Annotated in this window: 27 protein-coding genes; all 27 read left to right on the plus strand. The window is 41.7% G+C overall.

What is annotated here, in order from left to right:
- Positions 1-73: 73 nt before the first annotated feature.
- The 27 genes from fapR to hslV all read left to right on the plus strand — a co-directional run bounded on the left by fapR (position 74) and on the right by hslV (position 26,192).
- Positions 74-640: a transcription factor FapR gene (gene fapR, locus NSS80_RS07920; RefSeq protein WP_024424199.1), complete on the plus strand. Its 567-nt coding sequence runs from the start codon at positions 74-76 to the stop codon at positions 638-640.
- 15 nt (positions 641-655) lie between these two features.
- Entirely contained in the window at positions 656-1,654 is a 999-nt protein-coding gene (gene plsX / locus NSS80_RS07925; protein ID WP_034281756.1) for a phosphate acyltransferase PlsX, read from the plus strand.
- Between the two features lie 15 nt (positions 1,655-1,669).
- Complete coding sequence (gene fabD, locus NSS80_RS07930; protein WP_101677207.1) at positions 1,670-2,614, plus strand: ACP S-malonyltransferase; 945 nt, start codon at positions 1,670-1,672, stop codon at positions 2,612-2,614.
- Positions 2,614-3,357 (plus strand): 3-oxoacyl-[acyl-carrier-protein] reductase, encoded by a 744-nt coding sequence (gene fabG, locus NSS80_RS07935; protein WP_317222051.1) that lies wholly within the window; start codon positions 2,614-2,616, stop codon positions 3,355-3,357. Before fabD ends, fabG begins: the two co-directional genes overlap by 1 nt.
- 81 nt (positions 3,358-3,438) lie before the next feature.
- Positions 3,439-3,672, plus strand: coding sequence for an acyl carrier protein (gene acpP / locus NSS80_RS07940; RefSeq protein ID WP_008344853.1), 234 nt, complete (start codon positions 3,439-3,441; stop codon positions 3,670-3,672).
- A gap of 181 nt (positions 3,673-3,853) precedes the next feature.
- Positions 3,854-4,597, plus strand: coding sequence for a ribonuclease III (gene rnc / locus NSS80_RS07945; RefSeq protein WP_034281759.1), 744 nt, complete (start codon positions 3,854-3,856; stop codon positions 4,595-4,597).
- Positions 4,598-4,702: 105 nt separating this feature from the next.
- On the plus strand, positions 4,703-8,263 hold the full coding sequence (smc, locus tag NSS80_RS07950) for a chromosome segregation protein SMC (protein ID WP_317222050.1): 3,561 nt from the start codon (positions 4,703-4,705) through the stop codon (positions 8,261-8,263).
- A 21-nt stretch (positions 8,264-8,284) separates the two neighbouring features.
- A complete protein-coding gene (gene ftsY / locus NSS80_RS07955; protein ID WP_024424194.1) occupies positions 8,285-9,271 on the plus strand; it encodes a signal recognition particle-docking protein FtsY in 987 nt (328 codons plus the stop codon).
- A 143-nt stretch (positions 9,272-9,414) separates the two neighbouring features.
- Entirely contained in the window at positions 9,415-9,747 is a 333-nt protein-coding gene (locus tag NSS80_RS07960) for a putative DNA-binding protein (protein ID WP_317222049.1), read from the plus strand.
- A 13-nt stretch (positions 9,748-9,760) separates the two neighbouring features.
- On the plus strand, positions 9,761-11,101 hold the full coding sequence (ffh, locus tag NSS80_RS07965; RefSeq protein ID WP_024426967.1) for a signal recognition particle protein: 1,341 nt from the start codon (positions 9,761-9,763) through the stop codon (positions 11,099-11,101).
- Between the two features lie 105 nt (positions 11,102-11,206).
- On the plus strand, positions 11,207-11,479 hold the full coding sequence (rpsP, locus tag NSS80_RS07970) for a 30S ribosomal protein S16 (protein WP_008344841.1): 273 nt from the start codon (positions 11,207-11,209) through the stop codon (positions 11,477-11,479).
- Complete coding sequence (locus NSS80_RS07975; RefSeq protein WP_024424192.1) at positions 11,479-11,724, plus strand: KH domain-containing protein; 246 nt, start codon at positions 11,479-11,481, stop codon at positions 11,722-11,724. The genes rpsP and NSS80_RS07975 overlap by 1 nt, the downstream gene beginning before the upstream one ends.
- 103 nt (positions 11,725-11,827) lie before the next feature.
- Entirely contained in the window at positions 11,828-12,214 is a 387-nt protein-coding gene (locus NSS80_RS07980; RefSeq protein WP_024424191.1) for a YlqD family protein, read from the plus strand.
- An 8-nt stretch (positions 12,215-12,222) separates the two neighbouring features.
- Positions 12,223-12,747: a ribosome maturation factor RimM gene (rimM, locus tag NSS80_RS07985; protein ID WP_024424190.1), complete on the plus strand. Its 525-nt coding sequence runs from the start codon at positions 12,223-12,225 to the stop codon at positions 12,745-12,747.
- Entirely contained in the window at positions 12,744-13,478 is a 735-nt protein-coding gene (gene trmD, locus NSS80_RS07990; RefSeq protein WP_024424189.1) for a tRNA (guanosine(37)-N1)-methyltransferase TrmD, read from the plus strand. Before rimM ends, trmD begins: the two co-directional genes overlap by 4 nt.
- A gap of 137 nt (positions 13,479-13,615) precedes the next feature.
- The gene (rplS, locus tag NSS80_RS07995; protein WP_008354510.1) at positions 13,616-13,963 is read left to right on the plus strand and encodes a 50S ribosomal protein L19; all 348 of its coding nucleotides are present in this window, start codon (positions 13,616-13,618) and stop codon (positions 13,961-13,963) included.
- A gap of 89 nt (positions 13,964-14,052) precedes the next feature.
- Complete coding sequence (gene ylqF, locus NSS80_RS08000) at positions 14,053-14,901, plus strand: ribosome biogenesis GTPase YlqF (protein ID WP_024424188.1); 849 nt, start codon at positions 14,053-14,055, stop codon at positions 14,899-14,901.
- Positions 14,902-14,977: 76 nt separating this feature from the next.
- On the plus strand, positions 14,978-15,742 hold the full coding sequence (locus tag NSS80_RS08005) for a ribonuclease HII (RefSeq protein WP_317222048.1): 765 nt from the start codon (positions 14,978-14,980) through the stop codon (positions 15,740-15,742).
- 26 nt (positions 15,743-15,768) lie between these two features.
- A complete protein-coding gene (locus NSS80_RS08010; RefSeq protein ID WP_317222047.1) occupies positions 15,769-17,508 on the plus strand; it encodes a glycosyltransferase in 1,740 nt (579 codons plus the stop codon).
- Positions 17,505-17,780 carry a FlhB-like flagellar biosynthesis protein gene (locus NSS80_RS08015; RefSeq protein WP_003211418.1) on the plus strand — a complete coding sequence of 92 codons (276 nt, stop codon included), beginning with the start codon at positions 17,505-17,507 and terminating at the stop codon, positions 17,778-17,780. Before NSS80_RS08010 ends, NSS80_RS08015 begins: the two co-directional genes overlap by 4 nt.
- Positions 17,781-17,956: 176 nt before the next feature.
- Positions 17,957-19,117: an ADP-forming succinate--CoA ligase subunit beta gene (gene sucC, locus NSS80_RS08020; protein ID WP_024426972.1), complete on the plus strand. Its 1,161-nt coding sequence runs from the start codon at positions 17,957-17,959 to the stop codon at positions 19,115-19,117.
- Positions 19,118-19,139: 22 nt separating this feature from the next.
- Positions 19,140-20,042 carry a succinate--CoA ligase subunit alpha gene (gene sucD, locus NSS80_RS08025; protein ID WP_007499624.1) on the plus strand — a complete coding sequence of 301 codons (903 nt, stop codon included), beginning with the start codon at positions 19,140-19,142 and terminating at the stop codon, positions 20,040-20,042.
- Positions 20,043-20,105: 63 nt separating this feature from the next.
- Positions 20,106-21,008 (plus strand): DNA-processing protein DprA, encoded by a 903-nt coding sequence (gene dprA, locus NSS80_RS08030; protein WP_061109838.1) that lies wholly within the window; start codon positions 20,106-20,108, stop codon positions 21,006-21,008.
- Between the two features lie 193 nt (positions 21,009-21,201).
- Positions 21,202-23,277, plus strand: coding sequence for a type I DNA topoisomerase (gene topA / locus NSS80_RS08035; protein ID WP_041108973.1), 2,076 nt, complete (start codon positions 21,202-21,204; stop codon positions 23,275-23,277).
- A gap of 70 nt (positions 23,278-23,347) precedes the next feature.
- A complete protein-coding gene (gene trmFO, locus NSS80_RS08040) occupies positions 23,348-24,652 on the plus strand; it encodes an FADH(2)-oxidizing methylenetetrahydrofolate--tRNA-(uracil(54)-C(5))-methyltransferase TrmFO (RefSeq protein WP_024424183.1) in 1,305 nt (434 codons plus the stop codon).
- A gap of 62 nt (positions 24,653-24,714) precedes the next feature.
- A complete protein-coding gene (gene xerC / locus NSS80_RS08045) occupies positions 24,715-25,632 on the plus strand; it encodes a tyrosine recombinase XerC (RefSeq protein WP_034281771.1) in 918 nt (305 codons plus the stop codon).
- 14 nt (positions 25,633-25,646) lie between these two features.
- Positions 25,647-26,192, plus strand: coding sequence for an ATP-dependent protease subunit HslV (hslV, locus tag NSS80_RS08050; protein ID WP_034281773.1), 546 nt, complete (start codon positions 25,647-25,649; stop codon positions 26,190-26,192).
- The last annotated feature ends 7 nt before the right edge of the window (positions 26,193-26,199 follow it).

Below are 26,199 nucleotides of genomic sequence, written 5' to 3' on the forward strand. Positions count from 1 at the left end.
GATTGATTTATCATCTATGAGATTATATACTACTATTAGTACCTAGTCATAAATGTACGGATGGTGTCTGCATATGAAACTAAATAAAAAAGAACGTCAAAAGCTTCTCCAGCAAACGATCAGCTCGACTCCATTCATTACTGATGAAGAATTGGCAAGTAAATTCGGTGTCAGCATACAAACGGTTCGTCTTGATCGTTTAGAGCTGTCGATCCCTGAATTACGCGAAAGAATTAAGCATGTGGCCGAAAAGACATTAGAGGATGAAGTAAAGTCACTTCCACTGGATGAAGTGATTGGAGAAATGATTGATGTAGAGCTTGATGACCAAGCCATTTCCATTTTAGAAGTGAGAAAAGAGCATGTATTCAGCCGAAACCAAATTGCCAGGGGACATCATCTCTTCGCCCAGGCAAATTCGCTGGCAGTTGCCGTCATCGACGATGAACTGGCTTTGACAGCAAAAGCGAATATCAGGTTTACAAGGCAGGTGAAACAAGGCGAAAGAGTCGTCTCTAAAGCCAAAGTAGCCTCACATGATAAAGAAAAAGGAAGAACCGTAGTTGAAGTAAACAGCTATGTTGGTGAGGAAGTTGTCTTTTCAGGTGACTTCGTCATGTATCGCTCAAAACAAAAGTAAAAGGTGGCACGTAATATGAGAATTGCAGTCGATGCAATGGGGGGAGATCATGCCCCTAAAGCCATTATTGACGGTGTGCAAAAAAGCTTAACAGCATTTTCAGATATCGAGATTACACTTGTCGGCGATGAAAACAAAATCAAACCATACATAACAAACAACGACCGCATCACGATTTTAGATGCAAAAGAAGTGATTGAACCGACGGATGAACCAGTGCGTGCAGTTAGACGTAAAAAGGATTCATCTATGGTGAAAATGGCGCAGGAAGTATCCGAGGGACGAGCAGATGCCTGCATCTCAGCAGGAAATACTGGCGCCCTCATGACAGCTGGACTGTTTATCGTAGGCAGAATTGACGGTATTGACAGACCGGCACTTGCCCCAACCTTGCCAACACTGGATGGCAGCGGCTTCTTGTTACTAGATGTTGGTGCCAACGTTGATGCTAAACCAGAACATCTCGTGCAATATGCCATGATGGGATCAATCTACGCAGAGCGTGTCTTCCCAAAGAGCAATCCGCGTGTTGGACTGTTAAATGTAGGAACAGAAGATAAAAAAGGCAACGATTTAACGAAAAAAACCTTTGAATTATTAAAAGCATCAGATTTGAATTTCGTAGGAAATGTAGAGTCTCGTGACTTATTAGAAGGTGTTGCTGACGTTGTTGTCACAGATGGTTTCACTGGAAATATTGCGCTTAAAACAATTGAAGGCACAGCCCTTTCTGTCTTTAAAATGCTGAAAGAAACATTAACATCCAGTTTTACAGCAAAAATAGCAGCAGGCATGATGAAGCCAAAATTAATGCAGATGAAATCTAAAATGGATTACTCCGAATATGGCGGTGCCGCTTTATTTGGTTTAAAGGCACCTGTCATTAAAGCGCACGGCTCCTCTGACGAAAATGCCATTTTCCATGCAATTCGTCAGGCACGTGATATCGTAGAAAAAGACGTTTCAGCCATCATTCATCAAGAAGTCCAAAAAGAAACAACGAATGAGTCTTAATGGAGGTAAAGCAGCATGACTAAAATTGCATTTTTATTCCCTGGCCAAGGCTCTCAAAAAATTGGCATGGGAAAAGATTTATTTGACCAAGAAGCAGTATCTAAAGCTGTTTTTGAAGAAGCAGACAAGACCCTCGGGTTTGACTTATCTTCTCTGATTTTTGAAGGGGATGCAGAAGAACTGACGCTCACCTTTAACGCGCAGCCAGCTCTTTTAACGACAAGTATCGCCATCTTAAAGAAATTTGAAGAGAGCGGAATCAAAGCAGATTATACAGCAGGACACAGTCTTGGCGAATACACGGCCCTCGTTGCAGCAGGCGCACTTTCGTTTAAAGATGCTGTTTATGCAGTCAGAAAGCGCGGAGAATTAATGAATGAAGCTGTTCCAGCAGGAGAAGGCGCCATGGCAGCAATTCTTGGCTTAGACAAAGCGGCACTTGAAGAAGTGACAAAAGAAGTGACAGAGAGCGGTCACCTTGTAGAGCTCGCTAACTTAAACTGTCCTGGTCAAATCGTGATATCTGGTACAGCAAAAGGGGTAGAACTTGCTTCAGAGAAAGCGAAAGAAAAAGGCGCAAAACGTGCAATTGCCCTTGAAGTGAGCGGACCTTTCCATTCTGCATTAATGAAACCAGCCGCTGAAAAATTTACGGATGTTTTGTCAAAGCTGGATATTGCGGATGCGAAAACACCGGTCATCTCAAATGTAACAGCAGACATCGTGACTTCCCGAGATGAAATTGAGACAAAACTGATTGAACAACTGTATTCTCCTGTTCGTTTTGAAGAAAGTGTGGAACGCCTTATTGATTTAGGCGTCACAACATTTATTGAAATTGGTCCTGGCAAAGTGCTTTCAGGTCTTGTGAAAAAAGTGAATCGCCGCCTGACGACGATTTCCGTTTCAGATCAAGAAACAATTGAAGCAGCCATTCAAACATTGAAGGAGGATTCTTGATGCTTACAAATAAAACAGCCGTTGTAACAGGAGGATCACGCGGGATTGGCCGATCCATCGCGATTGATTTAGCGAAAAGTGGTGCAAATGTTGTCGTGAACTATTCTGGAAACGAAGCAAAAGCAAATGAAGTCGTAGATGAAATCAAAGCACTCGGCCAGCAGGCATTTGCTGTGAAAGCTGATGTCTCAAATGCTGAAGAAGTACAAGCCATGATGAAACAAGCGATTGATACCTTTGGTTCAATTGACATTCTTGTGAATAATGCAGGGATCACAAAGGACAACCTGCTCATGAGAATGAAAGAGAATGAATGGGATGATGTCATTAACATAAACTTAAAAGGTGTTTTTAACTGTACAAAAGCCGTGACACGTCAAATGATGAAGCAAAGAAGCGGAAGAATTATCAATTTGGCTTCAGTCGTTGGTGTGTGTGGTAACCCTGGACAAGCAAACTATGTTGCAGCAAAAGCTGGTGTCATCGGATTAACGAAAACAACAGCAAAAGAGCTGGCAACCCGTCATATTACTGTTAATGCAGTAGCACCAGGCTTTATTTCAACAGATATGACAGACAAGCTTGATGAAAATGTACAGACGGAAATGCTCAAGCAAATTCCGCTCGCACGCTTTGGTGCACCTGAAGATATTAGCAACGTCGTTGTCTTTTTAGCTTCAGAAGGAGCAGGTTATATTACAGGCCAAACCATCCAAGTAGATGGCGGAATGGTCATGTCCTAAGAAATATCAAAATTTCATTCGGTTTTCTCTAGTTTTTTAAAAACAATTCAACTATAATACTTTGAGGGGAGGTGAAAGGCAATGGCAGACGTATTAGAGCGTGTATCAAAAATTATTGTAGACCGCCTTGGCGTTGATGAGGCTGACGTGAAAATGGAAGCTTCATTTAAAGAAGATTTAGGCGCTGATTCCCTTGATGTAGTTGAGCTAGTTATGGAACTTGAAGATGAGTTCGATATGGAAATTTCTGACGAAGATGCTGAAAAAATTGCAACAGTCGGTGACGCTGTGAACTACATAAATAACCAGCAATAAGTGTAACAAAGTCCCGTCTACTTTTGACGGGACTTTGAAAATTTATGTTAGTTTCAACACATTCAGCTGATCAATTGTCAGCCTTTTTCAGATGCTGGGAGCAATGTTTCCCTGCATGTAGAAAGAGAGACTCCATATAATCAGTATCCTTAAAGGCGATTACGCCTACCTGGAGGTTGCTATGCCAAAACAATATAAAGACAAACAGAAACAGAGCAAAAAACTAGAGCAATTTAGAGAATTCCAGCAGCGCATTTCTGTACAATTTAAAAATGAAAAGCTTCTATATCAAGCCTTTACCCATTCCTCTTATGTGAATGAACACCGGAAAAAGCCATACGAGGATAATGAAAGACTTGAATTTTTAGGAGATGCTGTTTTAGAATTGACCATCTCTCAATTTTTATTTGCAAAATATCCAGCGATGAGCGAGGGAGATTTAACGAAACTAAGAGCGGCGATCGTATGTGAACCGTCACTTGTATCACTAGCACATGAGCTGTCCTTCGGAGACCTTGTTCTTTTAGGAAAAGGCGAAGAAATGACAGGCGGCAGAAAACGCCCAGCACTCTTAGCGGACGTATTCGAGGCGTTTATCGGTGCACTTTATTTAGATCAGGGGCTTGAGCCGGTTGAACGTTTCCTAGAAGCGTACGTCTATCCGAAAATTAACGATGGAGCATTCTCGCACGTCATGGACTTTAAAAGCCAGCTGCAAGAATTTGTGCAGCGCGATGGAAAAGGTGTGCTCGAATACCGTATCCTGCATGAAAAAGGGCCTGCACATAACCGGGAATTTGAAGCAAATGTATCCCTTCGAGGTGAAGTGCTCGGAATTGGAAATGGACGCTCTAAAAAAGAAGCAGAACAGCACGCTGCACAGGAAGCACTTGCTAAATTGCAGAAACATCATATGAACCAATAAAATCCCCCTCGTTATTCAGGGGGATTTCACTCTGTTTTCCATCATCTTTTTTCACTTCATATGGTAAGATGATAGTACTTTAAATACATAAGGAGGATCACTCTCATGTTCCTCAAACGTTTAGACGTGATAGGATTCAAATCATTTGCACAGCGAGTGACCGTGGACTTTGTTAAAGGGGTCACAGCTGTGGTTGGACCAAACGGGAGCGGCAAAAGTAATATTACCGATGCCATCCGCTGGGTACTTGGAGAACAATCAGCGAAAAGCCTCCGCGGAGGAAAAATGGAAGATATCATTTTTGCAGGAAGTGACTCAAGAAAAAGAGTCAATCTAGCAGAGGTGACTTTAACATTAGATAACGAAGATCACTTTTTACCGATCGATTTTCACGAAGTCAGTGTGACAAGAAGGGTTTATCGTTCAGGAGAAAGTGAATTTCTCATAAACAATCAATCTGTCCGCTTAAAGGATATTATTGATCTTTTCATGGATTCAGGTCTTGGAAAGGAAGCTTTTTCCATCATCAGCCAAGGAAAGGTAGAGGAAATTCTATCAAGTAAGGCAGAAGAGAGAAGAAGCATCTTTGAAGAAGCGGCTGGCGTTTTGAAATATAAAACAAGAAAGAAAAAAGCCGAGAATAAACTGTTTGAAACGCAGGACAACTTAAACCGAGTAGAAGATATTCTGCATGAACTAGAAGATCAAGTAGAACCATTAAGAATGCAAGCATCCATTGCAAAGGACTATTTGCAAAAAAAAGAAGAGCTTGAAAATGTGGAAATTGCCTTAACTGTCCATGACATCGAAGCACTTCATGAAAAATGGACAACACTTGGTGAAGCAGTCGAGCGCTTCAAACAAGATGAAATGAAGCAGTCTACAGATATCCAAGCAAAAGAAGCCAAAATTGAAGAGTCGAGAGACCGCATTCAAGCGCTTGACGAATCAATTAATGACCTGCAAGAAGTTCTTCTTTTCACAAGTGAGGAATTAGAAAAGCTTGAAGGAAAAAAAGAAGTGCTAAAAGAGCGAAAAAAAAATGCCGCTGCAAACCAAGGACAGCTTGAAGAAACGCTCGTTCGCTTAACTGAAAAGCAGGCGCTGTTAACCGAAAAGATTGAGCAGCAGAAAATCACGCGTGACAGCCTGCAAAAAGAGGTACACCAGCTAAAAGATGAAGTAAAAACAAAGCAGCATCAACTGTCGCTTCATAGTGAAGATGTGGAAGGTCAAATTGAACAGCTGAAAAGCGATTATTTTGATCTGCTCAATGAACAGGCTTCCATCCGTAATGAACGTAAATTACTAGAAGAACAGCAGCGCCAAGCAGCGATGCAGCTAGAGCGGCTGACGCAAAATAACCAAAAACATATCGAAGAACGAGTGTCTGTTAAAGAAAAGAAAACAGAAGCTGAGCAGCAGCTTTCAGCACTAGAAGAAGACATTCTGGCTCAAGTAAAACGCTTTAGAGAAGCAGAACAAAAGCTTGAGCAAATAAAACGTCAATACGAGAAAAAAGAAACGGCTCTTTACCAAGCCTATCAATACGTACAGCAGGCAAAATCAAAAAAAGAGATGCTTGAATCCATGCAGGAAGACTTCTCAGGCTTTTTCCAAGGAGTGAAAGAGGTCTTAAAGGCAAAAGAACGGTTAGGCGGTATTCACGGTGCCATTGCAGAGCTGATTCAAACGGATCAGCAGCATGAGACAGCGATTGAAATTGCGCTAGGTGCAGCCACGCAGCACATCGTCACAGAAAATGAAGCAGCTGCGAGACAAGCGATTGGATACTTAAAGCAGCACTCCTTTGGACGTGCAACCTTCCTGCCAATGAACGTGATCAAAGAAAGAACCATTCAGCTCAGAGATGTCCAAACAGCAGAGCAGCACGCTGCATTTATCGGCGTAGCGAGTCACCTCGTTTCCTTTGACGAAAAGTATCAAAAGGTGATTCAGAATTTGCTTGGAACTGTGCTGATCGTTAGAGACTTAAAAGGCGCCAATGAACTGGCAAAAATGCTTGGACATCGTTACCGCATCGTGACCCTTGATGGAGATGTCGTAAACCCCGGCGGTTCCATGACCGGTGGCGGCGTAAAGAAAAAGAACAACTCTCTTCTTTCAAGAAACCGGGAGATCGAAACGTTAACAAAGCAGCTCGTTGAAATGGAAGAGAAAACAACGATCCTTGAAAAAGAAACAAAAGAAACGAAGCAATTGATCGGAGCAAACGAAAGCCAATTAAACGAACTGCGTCAGCGCGGCGAAACCCTTCGTGAAAAGCAGCAAGATCTCAAAGGGAAGCTATACGAACTGCAAGTTGCAGAAAAAAATATCAATGCTCATCTTGAACTCTATGATCAAGAAAAAGAAGAATTGCAGCAGCGTTCTACTGAGCTCGCGGATAAGGACAAAAAGCAGGTCGCTCTTGAAGCCTCTATAGGTGAAAAATTGACGGCTCTTGATCAAGAAATCAATACATTAACAAAACGTAAGCAGACGCAAAGCTCAACGAAAGAAACCATTTCTGCAGAATTAACAGAGCTGAAAATCTCGCTTGCCAAAAAAGAGCAGTCCTTAGCGAATGAACAAGAAAAGCTTTCGAGCTTAATGTCTGAATTAGAAGAAGCTGAACAGACGCTGATGGAAACAAAAGAAGATCTGTCACTCTTAACAAGTGAAATGTCATCTAGTTCAAGCGGAGCCGAACAACTGGAAGAAGCGGCAAAAGAGAAGCTGGAAAACAAAAACAAAACAACCGCACTCATTTCAGAGCGTCGTAAGCAGCGTCTCGCTCTTTCTGAAACATTAGAATTTGCTGAACGTGAACTTAAAGAACAAAAGCGTTTGTTCAAGCAGCTCACCACAAGCTTAAAAGATGAAGAGATTAAGCTTGGCCGTATGGAAGTCGAGCTCGACACCCTGATCGCTTATTTGAACGAAGAATATGCCCTTTCGTTTGAAGGAGCAAAAGAGATGTATCAGTTGACGTTATCGCCAGAAGAAGCAAGAAAACGAGTGAAGCTGATCAAACTAGCCATTGAAGAGCTTGGAACAGTAAACTTAGGCAGCATTGACGAGTATGAACGTGTGAATGAACGCTATCTTTTCTTAACAGAACAGCGAAATGATCTGACAGAAGCGAAAAATACATTATTCCAAGTCATCGAAGAAATGGATCAAGAGATGACAAAGCGTTTCTCTGAGACATTCTCTCAAATCCGCGGGCACTTTGAATCTGTTTTCCAAGCATTATTTGGCGGCGGAAGAGCAGATCTTAAACTGACAGATCCAAATGATTTACTTAACTCTGGCGTTGATATTGTCGCGCAGCCGCCAGGGAAAAAACTGCAAAACTTAAGCCTTCTTTCAGGCGGAGAGAGAGCCTTAACAGCGATCGCTTTACTATTCTCTATCTTAAAAGTGAGACCTGTTCCATTCTGCGTGTTAGATGAGGTAGAAGCGGCGCTTGATGAAGCAAATGTTTTCCGTTTTGCGCAATATTTAAAGAAATACAGCCAGGAAACACAGTTCATTGTCATTACGCACCGCAAGGGAACAATGGAAGAAGCCGATGTGCTCTACGGCGTGACCATGCAGGAGTCAGGTGTTTCTAAGCTTGTATCTGTCAAACTAGAAGAAACGAAAGAGCTTGTCCAGTAATTAAAGGAGGTTTTTGAACCAATGAGCTTTTTTAAGAAATTAAAAGAAAAATTTACGCAGCAAACCGATTCAGTATCAGAAAAGTTTAAAGATGGACTCGAAAAAACGAGAAACTCCTTCCAAGGAAAAGTAAATGAACTGATTTCCCGCTACCGCAAAGTCGACGAAGACTTTTTTGAAGAGCTGGAAGAGGTTCTGATCGGCGCTGATGTCGGTTTCACAACTGTGATGGAACTGATTGATGAGCTGAAAAAAGAAGTGAAATTAAGAAACATTCAAGATCCAAGTGAAGTACAAGCGGTCATTTCTGAAAAACTGGTTGACATCTACAATAGCGGAGAGGAACAAATCTCTGCGCTGAACATTGAAGACGGGCGTTTGAATATCATTTTATTTGTAGGCGTCAACGGTGTTGGGAAAACAACGACGATCGGCAAGCTTGCAAATAAGCTGAAAAATGAAGGGAAATCCGTCATTTTAGCAGCAGGTGATACGTTCCGTGCCGGTGCCATCGAGCAGCTTGAAGTGTGGGGAGAACGTTCAGGTGTTCCTGTCGTCAAACAAACGGCAGGCTCTGATCCAGCAGCGGTGATCTATGATGCCGTTCAATCAGCAAAAGCGAAAAATGCGGATGTCCTCATCTGCGATACAGCAGGAAGACTTCAAAACAAAGTCAACTTGATGAAAGAGCTGGAGAAGGTCAAGAGAGTCATTGAACGCGAGGTTCCAGATGCACCTCATGAAGTATTGCTCGCTCTTGATGCGACAACGGGTCAAAACGCAATGGCACAAGCTAAGGAATTTTCTAAAGCGACAAATGTGACAGGGATTGCTTTAACAAAGCTTGACGGAACTGCAAAAGGCGGAATTGTTCTTGCGATTCGAAATGAGCTGAACATTCCCGTGAAGCTTGTCGGTTTAGGTGAAAAGGTGGACGATCTGCAAGAGTTTGATGCAGAATCGTATGTGTATGGATTATTCTCAGACGTAATTGATCAACAAGACTAACAAAAAAATGCCGGCGAAACTGCTGGCATTTTTATTTATACGCCGCTTCATGAAGTGACAAGATAAAAACTTGACACACAGAAGAGAACCGTGTAAACTTAGTTGATGTAAAGGGAATGAACTTAACAAAGGGGAGAGAGCCCATGACGCTTGAAAAAACAACGAGAATGAACTACTTGTTTGACTTCTATCAATCGTTGTTGACCGCAAAGCAAAAGAGCTACATGTCGCTTTACTACCTAGACGATTTTTCCCTCGGTGAAATTGCGGATGAATATGAAGTATCAAGGCAGGCTGTTTATGATAATATTAAACGGACTGAAGCGATGCTTGAACAATATGAAGAAAAGCTGCTCTTGTTTAAGAAATTTAAAGAGCGTAAAGAACTTCTCAAAAAAATGAGAGAGCTTGTAGCTGATTCTGCGCAAAGAGAAGAGGCAGAAGCTTTAATTGAATCGCTTGAGAAATTAGATTAGGAGGCGGCACAGTATGGCATTTGAAGGATTAGCCGACCGACTGCAGCAGACGATTTCAAAAATCCGCGGCAAAGGAAAAGTGTCAGAGCAAGATGTAAAAGAAATGATGCGCGAGGTACGCCTTGCCCTTCTTGAAGCTGACGTCAATTTTAAAGTAGTCAAAGACTTTGTGAAAAAAGTAAGTGAGCGGGCAGTTGGACAAGAGGTCATGAAAAGCCTTACCCCTGGACAGCAGGTCATTAAAGTTGTAAAAGAAGAACTCACTGAATTAATGGGCGGAGAAGAGAGTAAGATCGCTGTAGCGAAAAAATCTCCAACAGTCATTATGATGGTTGGTCTTCAAGGGGCAGGTAAAACAACCACAACTGGGAAGCTTGCCAATTTACTTCGCAAAAAACATAATCGCAAGCCGATGATGGTAGCTGCTGATATTTACAGACCAGCAGCGATCCAGCAGCTTCAAACGCTCGGGAAACAGCTTGATATGCCGGTGTTTTCATTAGGTGATCAAGTCAGCCCTGTCGAAATTGCCAAACAGGCAATTGAAAAAGCGAAAGAAGAACACCATGATTATGTCATTTTAGATACAGCAGGACGTCTTCATATCGATGAAGAATTAATGGATGAACTTCAGAAAGTAAAAGAAGTAGCGAATCCAGAAGAAATTTTCCTAGTTGTTGACTCTATGACAGGTCAAGATGCGGTCAATGTCGCAAAAAGCTTTAATGAACAGCTTGGTTTAACGGGTGTCGTTCTCACAAAACTAGATGGTGATACAAGAGGCGGTGCAGCACTTTCTATTCGAGCTGTCACCAACACGCCGATTAAATTCGCTGCACTAGGAGAAAAGCTTGATGCGATTGAACCATTCCATCCAGAGCGGATGGCATCAAGAATTCTTGGCATGGGAGATGTGCTCACGCTGATTGAAAAAGCACAGGCAAACGTCGACCAAGATAAAGCGAAAGAGCTTGAGCAAAAAATGCGGACAATGAGCTTCACGCTCGATGATTTCCTCGAGCAGCTTGGCCAAGTTCGGAATATGGGTCCACTTGATGAACTGATCCAAATGATGCCGGGAGCCGGTAAAATGAAAGGGCTCAAAAACGTCCAAGTAGACGAAAAGCAGCTCAATCACATCGAAGCGATCATTAAATCAATGACGACTCAGGAAAAAGAACAGCCAGAGGTCATCAATGCAAGCCGCAGAAAACGGATTGCAAAAGGAAGCGGGACATCTGTACAGGAAGTCAATCGCCTTTTAAAGCAATTTGATGAAATGAAAAAGATGATGAAGCAAATGACCAACATGTCCAAAGGAAAGAAAAAGGGCTTTAAATTACCATTTATGTAATTGGTTATACATGATAAAACCGTTGTTAAGAAAAAACACTTTACAAACCCTTTTATCATTGTTAATATACTATCTTGTTGAAATATTTTCGGAGGTGCTAGTAAAATGGCAGTAAAAATTCGTTTAAAACGTATGGGAGCAAAAAAATCTCCTTTCTATCGTATTGTTGTAGCAGATTCTCGTTCACCACGTGACGGTCGTTTCATCGAAACAGTTGGAACTTACAACCCAGTGGTATCACCAGCTGAGGTGAAAATCAACGAAGAATTAGCGCTTAAATGGCTTCAAAATGGTGCGAAACCATCTGATACAGTTCGCAACCTTTTCTCAAGCCAAGGAATTCTTGAAAAATTTCATAATGCGAAAAACAGCAAATAATGAATGAGCTGTCCTTGGAAGAATTGATTGTGTCCATCGTCGAGCCACTTGTTGATTTCCCTGAAGATATTCACGTATCTTCATTAGAAAAAGATGAGCAGGTGATTTACACACTGTCTGTCAATGCTGAAGATACCGGAAAAGTGATCGGAAAGCAGGGACGTACAGCAAAAGCGATACGAACAGTCATTTTTGCAGCAAGTGCAGAGTCTTCTAAGAAAGTTCAACTTGAGATTGCTGACTAAAAAGGGAGAGGGCTTAGGACCTCCCCTTTTTTTACACGTTTAAATCTATTTTTCGTTATACTGTAGAGGACAAATGCCTTCGGATAGGGGGACAAAAAGGAAGATGCAGATCATTCAACATGTCACCGTGATGCAAGTATTAACTGAAAGCAGTAAGGACAAACTGTTAACGACTTTTTTGGAGAAAAAAGAAAGACTAGAACGTGAATGCAATCAACTATATTTTCAACTAAAAAAACATGAAAAAGAACCACATCAGCAAGAAGCCATCCCTCAATTTCAAAAAGCGATCGATAAAAGGCAAGAGAAGATCCGACAAATTGATTTTCAAGTAGAGCAACTGCATATTTTGCCGCTTGGAAGTGAAATGAAAGAAACAGAAGTGGATGCATTGGTTGAAGTAAAAATAGGTGATAAATGGGATGACAAGATGCAAGATAATGTCATCGTCGTGAAAGACGGCACCATTGTGGAAATACGTCAGGGGTGATTGAGAACATGGAGCTAGAATGGTTGAATGTTGGAAAGATCGTCAATACACACGGAGTGCGCGGAGAAGTACGCGTCGTGTCAAAGACGGATTTCCCAGAAGAGCGCTACAAAAAGGGAAGCGTCCTCTATATTTTTAAGCAAGGTCAAAGCGAGCCGCTGAAAGTGACTGTCGCATCACATCGCCAGCACAAACAGTTTGATTTGCTCACATTTGAAGAAATCAACTCATTAAATGAAGCAGAGCATTTGAAAGAATCAATCTTAAAGGTAGAAAAAGAACATCTTGGGTCATTAGACGAAGGAGAATTTTATTTCCACCAAATCATTGGCTGTGAAGTATACGATGAAGAGGACAAGCTGATCGGCCAAATCAAAGAAATCCTTACGCCAGGGGCAAATGATGTGTGGGTGGTTGGAAGAAAAGGCAAAAAAGATGCCCTCATTCCATATATACCATCTGTCGTCAAAAAGATCGATATCTCATCCAAAACCGTACACATTGAAGTGATGGAAGGACTTATTGACGAATGAAAATCGATTTCTTAACCCTTTTTCCTGAAATGTTCGAAGGTGTGCTTCACTCATCGATCTTAAAAAAAGCACAGGAGAAAGAAGCTGTCTCATTTCAAGTCGTCAATTTTAGAGAGTATTCGGATCATAAGCATAAAACAGTGGATGACTATCCGTATGGCGGCGGTGCTGGTATGGTACTGAAAGCACAGCCCGTATTTGATGCGGTAGAAGATTTAACGAAGAAAGCAAGCACGAAACCCCGAATCATTCTTGTCTGTCCTCAAGGGGAAAGATATACACAAAAGAAAGCAGAAGAACTTGCAAAAGAAGAGCATCTTATGTTCATTTGCGGCCACTATGAAGGCTACGATGAGCGCATCAGGGAGCATCTTGTCACAGATGAGATCTCAATCGGAGATTTCGTCCTCACAGGCGGAGAGCTGCCAGCGATGATGATTGCAGACAGTGTGGTCAGGCTTTTGCCTCATGTGCTTGGAAAAGAAGCGTCTCACATCGAAGATTCATTCAGTACAGGTCTGCTTGAGCACCCGCACTATACAAGGCCTGCGGATTATAAAGGACTAAAAGTGCCGGATGTGCTTCTCTCTGGAAATCATGCCAAAATTGAAGAGTGGCGGCGCAAAGAATCCTTGAAGCGAACCTATACAAGAAGACCAGATTTGATCGATTCTTGCAAAACATTAACGGATGAAGAAAAAAGATGGCTTTGGCAGCTTCATAATGACTAGATTGTATTGCACACGGCATAGAGGTATGGTATGATACTACTTGTGACTTGGACGGCTTGCTGATCCAAGTTTGAAAACGATGTTCCGCTGCAATGAAGAAAGAGGACATGAGCATCTGTTGGAAGGAGTTGAAAACGATGCAACATTTGATTGAAGAAATCACAAAAGAACAATTACGCACTGATCTTCCTGCGTTCCGTCCTGGTGACACTTTACGTGTACACGTTAAAGTTGTCGAGGGTACTCGTGAGCGTATCCAGATCTTTGAAGGTGTTGTAATTAAGCGTCGTGGTGGTGGAATCAGCGAAACTTTCACAGTTCGTAAGATCTCTTACGGTGTAGGCGTTGAGCGTACATTCCCTGTACACACACCAAAAATCGCTAAGATCGAAGTTGTACGTCACGGTAAGGTACGTCGTGCGAAACTTTACTACCTACGTGAACTTCGCGGTAAAGCGGCTCGTATCAAAGAAATCAGACGATAATGATATCAAAGGAAAGAGCTTGTTACCTGTAACAGGCTCTTTTTTTGTACAATGTATAAAGATAATGGTAGAAGAAAGAAGGTGCACATATGACGATTCAATGGTTTCCAGGCCATATGGCAAAAGCAAGACGTGAAGTCACAGAAAAATTAAAGCTCATCGACATCGTATTTGAATTAACCGATGCAAGAATTCCGATGTCCTCTAGAAACCCAATGATCGAAGAAATCCTTCAAAACAAACCCAAAATCATGCTCTTAAACAAAGCAGATAAAGCAGATCCTCGTATGACAAAGGAGTGGCAGGCGCATTTTGAGCAGCAAGGCGTTCGGTCACTTGCCATTAACTCTGTCGATGGACAAGGGTTAAATCAGATCATCACGACTTCAAAAGAAATTTTAAAAGAAAAATTCGACCGCATGAAAGCAAAAGGCGTCAAACCACGTGCCATTCGAGCACTGATTATCGGAATTCCCAACGTCGGCAAATCGACCTTAATCAATCGTTTAGCAAAAAAGAACATTGCCAAAACAGGAGACCGGCCTGGGATTACGACATCACAGCAATGGGTAAAGGTAGGGAAAGAACTAGAACTGCTCGATACCCCTGGAATCCTCTGGCCGAAGTTTGAAGATGAGCAAGTAGGACTCAGACTTGCGGTGACTGGAGCGATCAAAGATTCGATCATCAATTTACAGGATGTCGCTGTGTATGCACTTCGTTTTCTAGAAGAGAACTACCCAGAGCGATTAAAAAAACGCTATGACCTAGCGGAGATACCTGAAGATACGGTTGAGCTGTTTGATGCAATTGGCACTAAGCGAGGCTGTCTAATGAGCGGGGGATTCATAAACTATGATAAAACCACCGAAATCATTATTCGGGATATTCGAACAGAAAAATTTGGTCCCCTCACTTTTGAGAAGCCTGAAAGCTAAAAGACACGCAGCTCATGCGGGTCTTTATTTTTTGCGAAAAACTGCCGATATAAAGAAGGAGGCTGCGAAAAAGCCTATGTACACGGTGAAACAAATAAAAGAACTTATAGAAAAGCATGCAGGAGACGAGTCCTACATTCGCGAGCTTGTGAAAGATGATACGAGAAAAAGTGTCCACAAACTCGTAGAAAAGTGGCACAAAGAGAGAGAAAAGCAGCAAGCACTTCGCGCGGCATGGGATGACATGCTGCAATTTGAAAACAAAGCAAAGGCGCAGGGATACACATGTATTGCTGGAATAGATGAAGCAGGAAGAGGACCGCTTGCCGGCCCAGTTGTGGCAGCAGCCGTTATATTAAAGGAAAATACAGTCCTGCTCGGTTTAAACGACTCAAAGCAATTATCTGAGAAAAAAAGATTGGCTTATTATGATTTAATTCAAAAAGAAGCACTTGATATCGGAATCGGCATTGTTGATGCGGCTACGATTGATGAAATCAATATTTATGAAGCATCAAGACTGGCGATGGTAAGAGCTGTAGAGCAGTTAACTCATACACCTGATTATCTACTCATAGATGCCATGACACTCCCGCTTTCTACTCACCAAGAGAAGATCATCAAAGGAGATGCAAAAAGTGTATCCATTGCAGCAGGTGCATGTATTGCGAAGGTGACAAGGGATCAGATGATGGAAGAGTACGGGCGTAAGTATCCTGAGTATCAATTTGAAAAACATAAAGGGTACGGAACGAAAGAGCACCTGGCTGCGATTCAAACACATGGTGCTACCCCCATCCACCGGTTATCGTTTGCGCCAGTGAAATCTGTTATATCATAAATTTTAATCTAAGGAGGCTGCCTGTGATGACAAGAGTTGAGGACATACATACAGCACTGAATAGCCGGCTGAATACGGCCGAATCGGTTCCATTAAACACCGAAGGGAAGGATAATGTTCATCGGCTGATTCTCGGTAAAGTACTAAAAATGCTTGGAGATGATACAGCCCTTGTTCAAATAGGTTCAACGAAAATAAAAGCACAGCTGGCGGCTCAGCTTAAAGCAGACGCATTTTATTGGTTCCAATTTGAACAAGAGGGTGGAGGCAGCCTCAATAAACTAAGACCCGTTCAGCAATTTGATCAAGATCCTAAGACATTAAAGGATGCAGCAGCCAAACTATTAGAAGGTCTCTCACTGAAAAATGGGCTTGAAAACATGCTGACAGCTACAGCTTTTTTAAAGGAAAAGTCCGTCATCAACGAAGGAGAGTTAAAAACGGCAGTGAAGTGGATCGAACAGCTTCAAGGAGCTGATGTGAAGAAAGGGCTCCAGGCCCTCCTCTTTGCTTTAAAGAAAGATTTACCGATCCAGCAAGGGGTGCTTCAATCTATTTTAGCCGTAAAATCATCCTCTGCCCTTCACCAGGATATAACAGCGCTATTAAATCAATTAACACAGCTTCCGAAGCACACAGATGCCACACAGACCCTTATACAAGCCGTTCGGTCAGTTGTAGATGCAGAGACAGCCGTCCATGCAGAAAAGCTCTTATCGGTCCTTCTAGCAGCGAGAGAAGGCGTGGCGAAGCAAGACGGCAATTCACCAATAACGACTCCGCTCAATCCGTCTCAGCAAAAAGAAAATAGTCTTGCCTCAATTGTTCAAGAGCGTCAGCCGTCCCAAGTTCTTCAGACAAACGTGCAGCAGCAGTCAACAAGTCCAACAGCGCTGCAAATTCCGCTTCAGCAAATTGAGCGGATACTGACAAGCTTGATGAAACAAGGTGCAGACGGGCAGCAAGAGCCCAACTTAAAACAGCTCACAGCATTGCTTCAAGGACTCCAGCAGGCAGGATCTCAGCCTGACGCAAAAGGAGCTGTGCTTCAAAAAGAGTTTCCCTTCCTGTCAAAAAGAGAGGCAAAAGCTTTGGCCCAGGTGGTGCAGCAGACTGAACCAACATTAAGCAATAAAACTGATGTGCTCGATTTACTTATGACGATGAAAAAGGCAATTGGTGTACGTGATGAAATCGGTATGCTGAAACTGCTCGAAAAAGACAGCCAGGATGTCAAAAGTCAGGAGCTGCACCAATTAAAGCTTGTGCTGAATGATGTGAAGCAGGCGGATTTACCAGAGCCCATTAAAAAAGAAGTGGATCAATTATTTCATAGATTGAATGGGCAGTTATTTGTGCAGCAGGAGAACCAAACCGTCAGTCAAATGATGGTTTCCTATCCTCTTTTCTCAAAACATAGTGTTCAAGATTTAACCTTTATACTAAAGGGACATAAGAAAAAAGATGGCTCTATTGATATTTCTCAGTGCCGCCTGATGTTTTATCTAAACATGGAAAACCTTGAAGAAACCTTAATAGACTGTACGATTCAGCAAAAGGTCATGTCCATTACTGTCGAGACAGCCCATGAACTGCAAGGAACCATTAATCCGATGATTCCGGCTGTTCGGGAGAATTTAAATGCTCTAGGATACAGTTTAACGGGAATTACAGCAAAAAAGAGACAAGAGCCAGTAGATCCGTCTCAATTTCTAGATGAACACTTTCATAAAATCAGCGAGAAAGGGCTGGACTTACGAGTATGAAGGATTCAAAACCGCTTAGAAGAGCGGTCGCTCTGCATTACGATGAAGAAAAACAAAAGGCGCCAAAAGTCGTTGCAACAGGCAGCGGCTATGTGGCAGATCATATTATTGAAGAAGCAAAAAAGTCGGGAGTCCCAATCCAGGAAGACCGTAATTTAGTCGAACTCATGCGCCACTTAACATTAGATGAGGAGATCCCCGAAGCGTTATACGATACTGTAGCAGAAATTTTTTCGTTTATCTACAGATTAGATCAAAAAATGAAAAAATAAGGTAAAAAAAGTGATTTGGCTGAAAAATTTATATTTTTAATAAAATAAAAGTTTGAATGTTTAGAAGGATTTTACGATTTTACATAGAACCCTAGACATTCTCTTTTTTATTCTTTAAAATGAAAGCGCAGTCTATTTTATAATTTTTGTTTCTACATATGTTGGGAGGATGGGAAATGAATATCCATGAGTACCAAGGAAAAGAAATCCTAAGAAAATATGGGGTTTCAGTTCCAAATGGTAAAGTAGCATTTACACCTGATGAAGCAGTGAAAGCATCAGAAGAGCTAGGGAGCTCTGTATATGTCGTAAAAGCACAGATTCATGCAGGCGGCCGTGGTAAAGCAGGCGGGGTAAAAATTGCAAAAACGAAAGATGAAGTGAAAGGGTTTGCAGAGGAATTGCTCGGCAAGACACTTGTCACACATCAAACAGGGCCTGAAGGGCGCGAAATAAAACGCTTACTTATTGAAGAAGGCTGCGATATTCAAAAGGAATACTATGTTGGACTAGTTTTGGACAGAGCGACATCAAGAATTGTATTGATGGCATCTGAAGAAGGCGGTACTGAAATTGAAGAAGTAGCAGAAAAAACGCCAGAAAAAATCGTCAAAGTGGTCATCGACCCAGCGATTGGCCTGCAAGGCTATCAGGCGAGAGAAGTAGCATTTAAAATTAATATTCCAACAAAATTAGTTGGCCAAGCTGTTAAGTTTATGACAAGCCTTTACAATGCGTTTATTGAAAAAGATTGTTCAATTGCTGAGATTAATCCACTTGTTGTAACAGGCGATGGAAAAGTCATGGCACTTGATGCAAAATTAAACTTTGATAGCAATGCCTTATATAGACAAAAAGATATATTAGAATACCGTGACCTTGATGAAGAGGATCCAAAAGAAATTGAAGCATCTAAATATGACTTAAGCTACATTTCTTTAGATGGAAATATTGGCTGTATGGTCAATGGAGCAGGACTTGCGATGTCTACAATGGATATCATCAAGCATTACGGCGGGGACCCTGCAAACTTCTTAGATGTTGGCGGCGGTGCAACAGCTGAAAAAGTAACGGAAGCATTTAAAATCATCTTATCTGATCAAAATGTCAAAGGGATTTTCGTGAACATTTTTGGCGGCATCATGAAATGTGATGTGATTGCAGAAGGTGTTGTTGAAGCGACGAAACAGGTCGGCTTAACATTACCACTTGTTGTACGTCTTGAAGGAACAAACGTTGAATTAGGGAAGAAAATCCTGAGTGATTCAGGCTTAAATATCACTTCTGCTGAGTCTATGGCTGACGGGGCAGAAAAGATTGTATCTTTAGTCAAGTAGAGCAGAAAGGCAGGGAACCTAAATGAGTGTATTTATTAATAAAAATACGAGAGTAATTGTTCAGGGGATTACCGGTTCAACCGCATTGTTCCATACAAAACAAATGATTGAGTACGGAACAAATATCGTTGGCGGTGTCACACCTGGAAAAGGTGGAACTGAAGTAGAAGGAGTTCCTGTATTTAATACTGTATCTGAAGCAGTGCAGACAACTGGAGCGAACGCTTCTGTTATCTATGTACCAGCACCATTTGCGGCAGATGCCATTTTAGAGGCTGTTGACGCAGAAGTCGATCTCGTCATTTGTATCACTGAACATATTCCAGTGCTTGACATGGTCAAAGTGAAACGGTATATGGAAGGGAAAAAGACAAGACTAGTTGGGCCAAACTGCCCAGGTGTCATCACACCTGAAGAATGTAAAATTGGTATCATGCCTGGCTACATTCATAAGAAAGGTCATGTGGGTGTTGTTTCTCGTTCCGGAACGCTTACATATGAAGCGGTACATCAGCTTTCAGAAGCTGGCGTTGGACAATCGACAGCTGTAGGAATCGGGGGGGACCCGGTAAATGGGACAAACTTTATTGATGTTTTAAAAGCATTCAATGAAGACCCTGAAACGCATGCTGTGATTATGATCGGTGAAATCGGCGGTACGGCTGAAGAAGAAGCAGCTGAATGGGTAAAAGCAAATATGACTAAGCCAGTCGTTGGCTTTATTGGCGGTAAAACGGCGCCTCCAGGAAAACGTATGGGACATGCTGGTGCCATTATTTCTGGTGGTAAAGGAACAGCTGATGAAAAGGTAAAAACAATGCGTGAATGTGGAATTGAAGTGGCAGAAACACCATCTGTCATGGGAGAAACGTTGATTAAAGTATTAAAAGAGAAGAATCTCTTCGAAGCTTGTAAAACGCATTAATGACACAAGAAGACTTGTTCTTTGGCAAGTCTTCTTCTTTCTATTTTAAACTGGAGGAATGGTATGTACAACGTGTCCGAAAGAATGATTTTTCACCGCTTAAAAGGCCTCATCTCACCCTCATTATTAACAAAATGGTGGAAAGTCGATCCTGAGCTATATATAAATGAAGAAACACATCATTTTAAACAGGATCGAGCATTACAAACGATCGACCTTACCCGCTTAAAACAAGCTGAAGAAAATGAATTCCCCATTTTTCAACACATCGTTCAAGCCTATTTAAAGCAAAACATTCACATGATTCCCATCACATCACCCTTATATCCCAGCACACTAAAAAATATTTATGATCCTCCCCCTGTGTTATTCCTAAAAGGAAACGTATCATATTTAAATGAAGAAAAAAGTTTAGGTGTAGTCGGCACGCGAGTTCCATCGTCTTATGGAGAAGCATGTGTGAAGAAAATTGTTGGTGAGCTTGTAAAGGAAGATTGGATGATTGTCAGTGGTTTAGCTAAAGGAATTGATGGACTTGCACATAAAGAGTGCATCAGGAAAAAAGGAAAAACGATCGGCATTATAGCAGGCGGTTTTCAGCATTTATACCCAAAAGAGCATGAGCAAATGGCTCAATACATGGGCGAGCATCATTTGCTTTTGTCAGAGCACCCTCCTTATGTCAAACCAGAAAAGTGGCATTTTCCAATGAGAAATCGTTTAATTAGTGCACTGACGAAAGGAACCATCGTGATACAGTGCAAAGAAAAGAGCGGTTCTCTTATTACAGCCTATCAAGCACTTGAGCAAGGAAAAGAGGTATTTGCGGTTGCTGGATCCATCTTTGATCCTAATTCCACAGGTCCGGCAAGACTCATTCAGCAGGGAGCAAAGCTTGTTCATTCAACAAAAGATATTTTAGAGGAATTCTCCTTCCGCAGCGTTCAATATACTGAACCAACATAAAAATATCGTTTGACAAAAGACATCGGAATATTTAATAATAGTGAGGATTTAAGTTTACACTTTGTTTTTCGTGTTTATAATGATGTTCATCATAAAGAATTTTTAATGATTGCCTGTTAGATAGGTGCAATTAACATAAATATGAATTGTGAAATGTATAAAGAGAGAACACCTCTTAAGGGGGATTTTGAGTATGGCTGATTATTTAGTCATCGTTGAGTCGCCAGCAAAGGCGAAAACGATTGAGCGTTATTTAGGAAAAAAGTATAAAGTGAAAGCTTCAATGGGGCACGTAAGGGATTTACCGAAAAGTCAGCTCGGTGTTGATACTGAGCATGACTTCGAACCGAGATATATTACGATTCGCGGGAAAGGCCCGGTTTTAAAAGAATTAAAAACAGCGGCGAAAAAAGCAAAAAAAGTCTATCTCGCAGCTGACCCCGATAGAGAGGGAGAAGCGATTGCTTGGCATTTAGCACACAGCCTTGACCTTGACCTCTCTTCTGACTGCCGCGTTGTTTTTAACGAGATTACAAAAGATGCGATTAAGGATTCCTTTAAGCATCCACGTATGATCAATATGGACTTAGTTGATGCGCAGCAGGCAAGACGGATTTTAGATCGTCTCGTTGGGTATAAAATCAGTCCGATTTTATGGAAGAAAGTGAAAAAGGGCTTAAGTGCCGGACGTGTTCAATCAGTTGCACTCCGCCTGATTATTGATCGCGAGAATGAAATTAATGAATTTAAACCAGAAGAATACTGGACTATTGACGGTACATTCCTTAAAGGAAAAGAAAGCTTCGAAGCGAGTTTCTTTGGCCTCAATGGCAAAAAACATCCATTGAAAACAAAAGAAGATGTAAAAGAAATCCTTTCGAAATTAAAAGGAAGCAAATTCTCTGTAGAGAAAGTAACGAAAAAAGAGCGGAAACGTAATCCAGCCGTTCCGTTTACGACTTCTACTTTACAGCAGGAAGCTGCAAGAAAATTAAACTTCCGTGCGAAAAAAACAATGATGATTGCACAGCAATTATATGAAGGAATTGATCTTGGTAAAGAAGGTACAGTCGGTCTCATTACATATATGAGAACGGACTCAACACGTATTTCCAATACGGCGATTGAAGAAGTATCTGCTTTCATTGATCAGACGTACGGCAAGAATTTCTTAAACACAACAAAACGACCGGCCAAAAAGAATGAAAATGCACAAGATGCTCACGAAGCCATCCGCCCGACTTCTACGTTAAGAAAACCGGCAGATGTCAAGCATGTGCTAAGCCGCGATCAGCTTCGTCTGTATAAATTGATTTGGGAACGATTCGTGGCAAGCCAAATGGCGCCGGCTGTTCTTGATACAATGAGTGTGGATCTTGATCATAACGGTCTTACTTTCCGTGCGAATGGCAGTAAAGTGAAATTTCCTGGGTTTATGAAGGTTTATGTGGAAGGAAAGGACGACCAGCTAGAGGAAAAGGACAAAATGCTTCCTGATCTCAAAGAAGGGGATACAGTTCTTTCAAAAGATATCGAACCTGAACAGCACTTCACACAGCCGCCTCCACGTTACACTGAGGCAAGATTGGTCAAAACACTTGAAGAGCTCGGTATAGGCCGTCCATCTACGTATGCACCAACATTAGATACGATTCAAAAGCGCGGCTATGTCGCACTTGATAATAAACGATTTACTCCGACAGAGCTTGGAGAGATTGTACTCAACTTAATCATTGAATTCTTCCCTGAAATCATTAACGTTGAATTTACAGCGAAAATGGAAAAGGAACTTGATAGTGTTGAAGAAGGTACGATCGAATGGGTTCGTATTATCGACAGCTTCTATCAAGACTTTGCAAAACGGGTAGAAAAAGCTGAAGCAGAGATGCAAGAAGTTGAGATTGAGCCGGAATACGCCGGAGTTGATTGTGAAGAGTGCGGACATCCGATGGTGTACAAAATGGGTCGATACGGTAAGTTCATGGCTTGCTCTAACTTTCCTGACTGCCGTAACACAAAACCAATTGTCAAAGATATCGGTGTCAAATGCCCGTCATGTCATGAAGGAAACATTGTTGAACGAAAATCGAAGAAACGCCGCATTTTTTACGGCTGTGATCGTTTTCCAGAGTGTGAATTCGTCTCTTGGGACAAACCAATTGAAAGAAAGTGTCCAAAATGCGAAAATATGCTTGTAGAGAAAAAGCTGAAAAAAGGCGTTCAAGTTCAATGTGTGAACTGTGATTATAAAGAGGAACAACAAAAATAGCGGTGAGCAGCCTTGTTCACCTGCTTTTTTATGTCATCAAACAGACCTTACGAAATAGGAGAGTTGTACAATGAGTCAATTTGTAAATGTGATCGGAGCCGGTTTAGCTGGAAGTGAAGCAGCATGGCAAATCGCTAAACGAGGCATTAAAGTCAATTTATATGAAATGAGACCTGTGAAACAAACGCCGGCTCACCACACAGATAAATTTGCGGAGCTTGTATGCAGCAACTCACTGCGTGCGAATGCTTTGACGAATGCAGTAGGTGTATTAAAGGAAGAAATGCGTCATTTAGATTCAGCTATTATCGCAGCAGCAGATGAAAGCTCAGTTCCTGCTGGCGGCGCGCTTGCAGTAGACCGTCATGAATTTGCAGCAAACGTGACAGACCGCGTGAAAAATCATCCGAATGTTACTGTCTTTCAAGAAGAGGTGCAGAGCATTCCAGAAGGTCCGACAATTATCGCGACTGGCCCGCTGACATCTGAAGCACTTTCCAAAGAATTAAAATCGTTAACAGGAGAAGAATATCTCTATTTCTACGATGCAGCAGCACCTATTCTAGAGAAAGACAGCATTGATATGGATAAGGTGTACTTGAAATCTCGCTATGACAAAGGAGAAGCTGCTTATTTAAACTGTCCAATGACAGAAGAAGAATTCGATCGTTTTTATGAGGCGCTCATTTCTGCTGAAACTGTACCATTAAAAGAATTTGAAAAAGAAATCTTCTTTGAAGGCTGTATGCCAATTGAAGTCATGGCGAAAAGAGGAAAGAAAACGATGCTGTTTGGTCCGATGAAGCCAGTAGGACTTGAAGATCCGAAAACAGGCAAAAGACCTTACGCTGTTGTTCAATTAAGACAGGATGATGCAGCAGGTACTTTATATAACATCGTTGGCTTCCAGACACATCTGAAGTGGGGCGATCAAAAGGAAGTATTCCGTTTGATTCCAGGTCTTGAAGAAGCAGAGATTGTCCGTTACGGCGTGATGCACCGTAATACATTTATTAACTCGCCAAGCCTTTTAAGACCGACTTATCAGTTTAAAAATAGAGATGATCTATTCTTTGCCGGACAAATGACAGGCGTTGAAGGGTATGTCGAGTCCGCAGCGTCGGGACTAGTGGCTGGTATTAACGCCGCTCGTTTTGTCAAAGGAGAAGAGCTTGTGACACTTCCGGAGGAAACAGCGATTGGCAGTATGGCTCACTACATCACATCGACAAACAAGAAAAGCTTCCAGCCGATGAATGCGAATTTTGGTTTGCTGAAAGATCTAGGAGTTCGAATTAAAAACAAACAAGAACGTTATGCAGAGTACGCTAAGCGTGCAATCGAAACTATTCAAACTATTTCGAAATCTCTGTAGTAAAACATTGCACGGAAAGCAAGATATGTGATACCATTTAAAAGCCTTAAAGAGGTGTAAAAATGACGAATAAACAGCGTCTTGTCCACTTATTCATTGAATATCTGCAAATTGAAAAAAACTATTCAGCTTTAACGATCTCAGGATATACAGAAGCCATTGAAGAGTTTGTCAGATTTATGAACATTCAAGGAATAGACGGTTTTGAAGAGGTATCCTATCAAGATACGAGAATTTATTTAACAGAAGCTTATGAAAAAGGCCTGACAAGAAGAACGATTAGTAAGAAAGTCTCTGCGCTTCGCAGCTTTTATAAATTTCTATTAAGAGAACAGCTTGTGAAAGAAAATCCTTTTTTACTCGTTAGCTTACCAAAGCAGGATAAGCGGATTCCTTCATTTTTGTATGAAGAGGAACTAAAAGAGCTTTTTACAGTTTCTGATGTCAGCACACCACTTGGGCAAAGAAATCAAGCCATTTTAGAACTTCTTTATGCAACAGGTATGAGGGTCAGTGAGTTATGTTCATTAAAAGAATCTGATCTTGATTTATCGATGGATACAGTGCTTGTTCATGGGAAAGGCAGCAAACAGCGGTATGTTCCTTTCGGGTCATATGCTCATGAAGCGCTCATTACTTATTTAGAGGATGGAAGGCAGAAGCTGAAAGCTAAGGGGAAAGACCGTGCTGATACTCATGTGTTTTTGAATCAGCGCGGGACGCCTCTTACAGACAGAGGTGTTCGATTCATTCTCACTGAATTAATGAAAAAGGCGTCAGGTACATTACATATCCATCCTCACATGTTGAGGCACACCTTTGCCACGCATCTCTTAAACGAGGGAGCAGATTTGAGAAGTGTTCAAGAACTTCTCGGTCATTCAAATTTATCATCTACACAGGTGTACACGCATGTATCAAAAGATTCTTTAAGAAACACGTACATGTCTCATCACCCAAGGGCTTTTAAACGATCCTAAAAGGAGGTTTTTTCATGTCATCATTTCATGCAACAACCATCTTTGCCGTTCAACATAAAGGAAAAAGTGCAATGGCTGGCGACGGTCAAGTTACTTTCGGGCAGGCTGTCGTGATGAAACACACAGCAAAAAAAGTGCGCCGTCTTTTCGGAGGCAAGGTGCTTGCAGGTTTTGCAGGTTCAGTAGCAGATGCTTTTACACTCTTTGAAAAGTTTGAAACAAAGCTTGAAGAATATGGTGGTAACTTAAAGCGTGCAGCCGTAGAACTAGCGAAGGAATGGCGAAGTGACAAGATGCTAAGGCAGCTTGAGGCTATGCTCATCGTCATGAATAAAGAAAGTATTTTGCTCGTCTCTGGAACTGGAGAGGTCATTGAACCAGATGATGGGATTTTGGCCATTGGCTCAGGCGGCAACTATGCGCTTAGCGCCGGGAGAGCTCTCAAAACCCATGCAGGTGATCATCTCACAGCAAGAGAAATTGCAAAGGCCGCTCTTGAAACGGCCGGAGAAATCTGTGTCTACACGAACGATCAAATCACTTTAGAAGAGCTTGAATAGAAAGGAC

This window comes from Bacillus sp. FSL M8-0350 (genome assembly GCF_038593345.1).
In the GTDB taxonomy this organism is placed as follows: domain Bacteria; phylum Bacillota; class Bacilli; order Bacillales; family Bacillaceae; genus Bacillus; species Bacillus safensis.

Bases quoted from the DNA above. Each gene is read 5' to 3' on its own strand.
- dprA (WP_061109838.1), top strand. From the start codon at position 20,106: ATGTACAACGTGTCCGAAAGAATGATTTTTCACCGCTTAAAAGGCCTC.
- NSS80_RS07960 (WP_317222049.1), top strand. From the start codon at position 9,415: ATGACGCTTGAAAAAACAACGAGAATGAACTACTTGTTTGACTTCTAT.
- ffh (WP_024426967.1), top strand. From the start codon at position 9,761: ATGGCATTTGAAGGATTAGCCGACCGACTGCAGCAGACGATTTCAAAA.
- fabG (WP_317222051.1), top strand. From the start codon at position 2,614: ATGCTTACAAATAAAACAGCCGTTGTAACAGGAGGATCACGCGGGATT.
- smc (WP_317222050.1), top strand. From the start codon at position 4,703: ATGTTCCTCAAACGTTTAGACGTGATAGGATTCAAATCATTTGCACAG.
- NSS80_RS08010 (WP_317222047.1), top strand. From the start codon at position 15,769: ATGACAAGAGTTGAGGACATACATACAGCACTGAATAGCCGGCTGAAT.
- rplS (WP_008354510.1), top strand. From the start codon at position 13,616: ATGCAACATTTGATTGAAGAAATCACAAAAGAACAATTACGCACTGAT.
- ylqF (WP_024424188.1), top strand. From the start codon at position 14,053: ATGACGATTCAATGGTTTCCAGGCCATATGGCAAAAGCAAGACGTGAA.
- sucD (WP_007499624.1), top strand. From the start codon at position 19,140: ATGAGTGTATTTATTAATAAAAATACGAGAGTAATTGTTCAGGGGATT.
- ftsY (WP_024424194.1), top strand. From the start codon at position 8,285: ATGAGCTTTTTTAAGAAATTAAAAGAAAAATTTACGCAGCAAACCGAT.
- fapR (WP_024424199.1), top strand. From the start codon at position 74: ATGAAACTAAATAAAAAAGAACGTCAAAAGCTTCTCCAGCAAACGATC.
- rnc (WP_034281759.1), top strand. From the start codon at position 3,854: ATGCCAAAACAATATAAAGACAAACAGAAACAGAGCAAAAAACTAGAG.
- rpsP (WP_008344841.1), top strand. From the start codon at position 11,207: ATGGCAGTAAAAATTCGTTTAAAACGTATGGGAGCAAAAAAATCTCCT.
- fabD (WP_101677207.1), top strand. From the start codon at position 1,670: ATGACTAAAATTGCATTTTTATTCCCTGGCCAAGGCTCTCAAAAAATT.
- plsX (WP_034281756.1), top strand. From the start codon at position 656: ATGAGAATTGCAGTCGATGCAATGGGGGGAGATCATGCCCCTAAAGCC.
- NSS80_RS07980 (WP_024424191.1), top strand. From the start codon at position 11,828: ATGCAGATCATTCAACATGTCACCGTGATGCAAGTATTAACTGAAAGC.
- topA (WP_041108973.1), top strand. From the start codon at position 21,202: ATGGCTGATTATTTAGTCATCGTTGAGTCGCCAGCAAAGGCGAAAACG.
- hslV (WP_034281773.1), top strand. From the start codon at position 25,647: ATGTCATCATTTCATGCAACAACCATCTTTGCCGTTCAACATAAAGGA.
- acpP (WP_008344853.1), top strand. From the start codon at position 3,439: ATGGCAGACGTATTAGAGCGTGTATCAAAAATTATTGTAGACCGCCTT.
- NSS80_RS07975 (WP_024424192.1), top strand. From the start codon at position 11,479: ATGAATGAGCTGTCCTTGGAAGAATTGATTGTGTCCATCGTCGAGCCA.
- rimM (WP_024424190.1), top strand. From the start codon at position 12,223: ATGGAGCTAGAATGGTTGAATGTTGGAAAGATCGTCAATACACACGGA.
- xerC (WP_034281771.1), top strand. From the start codon at position 24,715: ATGACGAATAAACAGCGTCTTGTCCACTTATTCATTGAATATCTGCAA.
- NSS80_RS08005 (WP_317222048.1), top strand. From the start codon at position 14,978: ATGTACACGGTGAAACAAATAAAAGAACTTATAGAAAAGCATGCAGGA.
- trmD (WP_024424189.1), top strand. From the start codon at position 12,744: ATGAAAATCGATTTCTTAACCCTTTTTCCTGAAATGTTCGAAGGTGTG.
- NSS80_RS08015 (WP_003211418.1), top strand. From the start codon at position 17,505: ATGAAGGATTCAAAACCGCTTAGAAGAGCGGTCGCTCTGCATTACGAT.
- sucC (WP_024426972.1), top strand. From the start codon at position 17,957: ATGAATATCCATGAGTACCAAGGAAAAGAAATCCTAAGAAAATATGGG.
- trmFO (WP_024424183.1), top strand. From the start codon at position 23,348: ATGAGTCAATTTGTAAATGTGATCGGAGCCGGTTTAGCTGGAAGTGAA.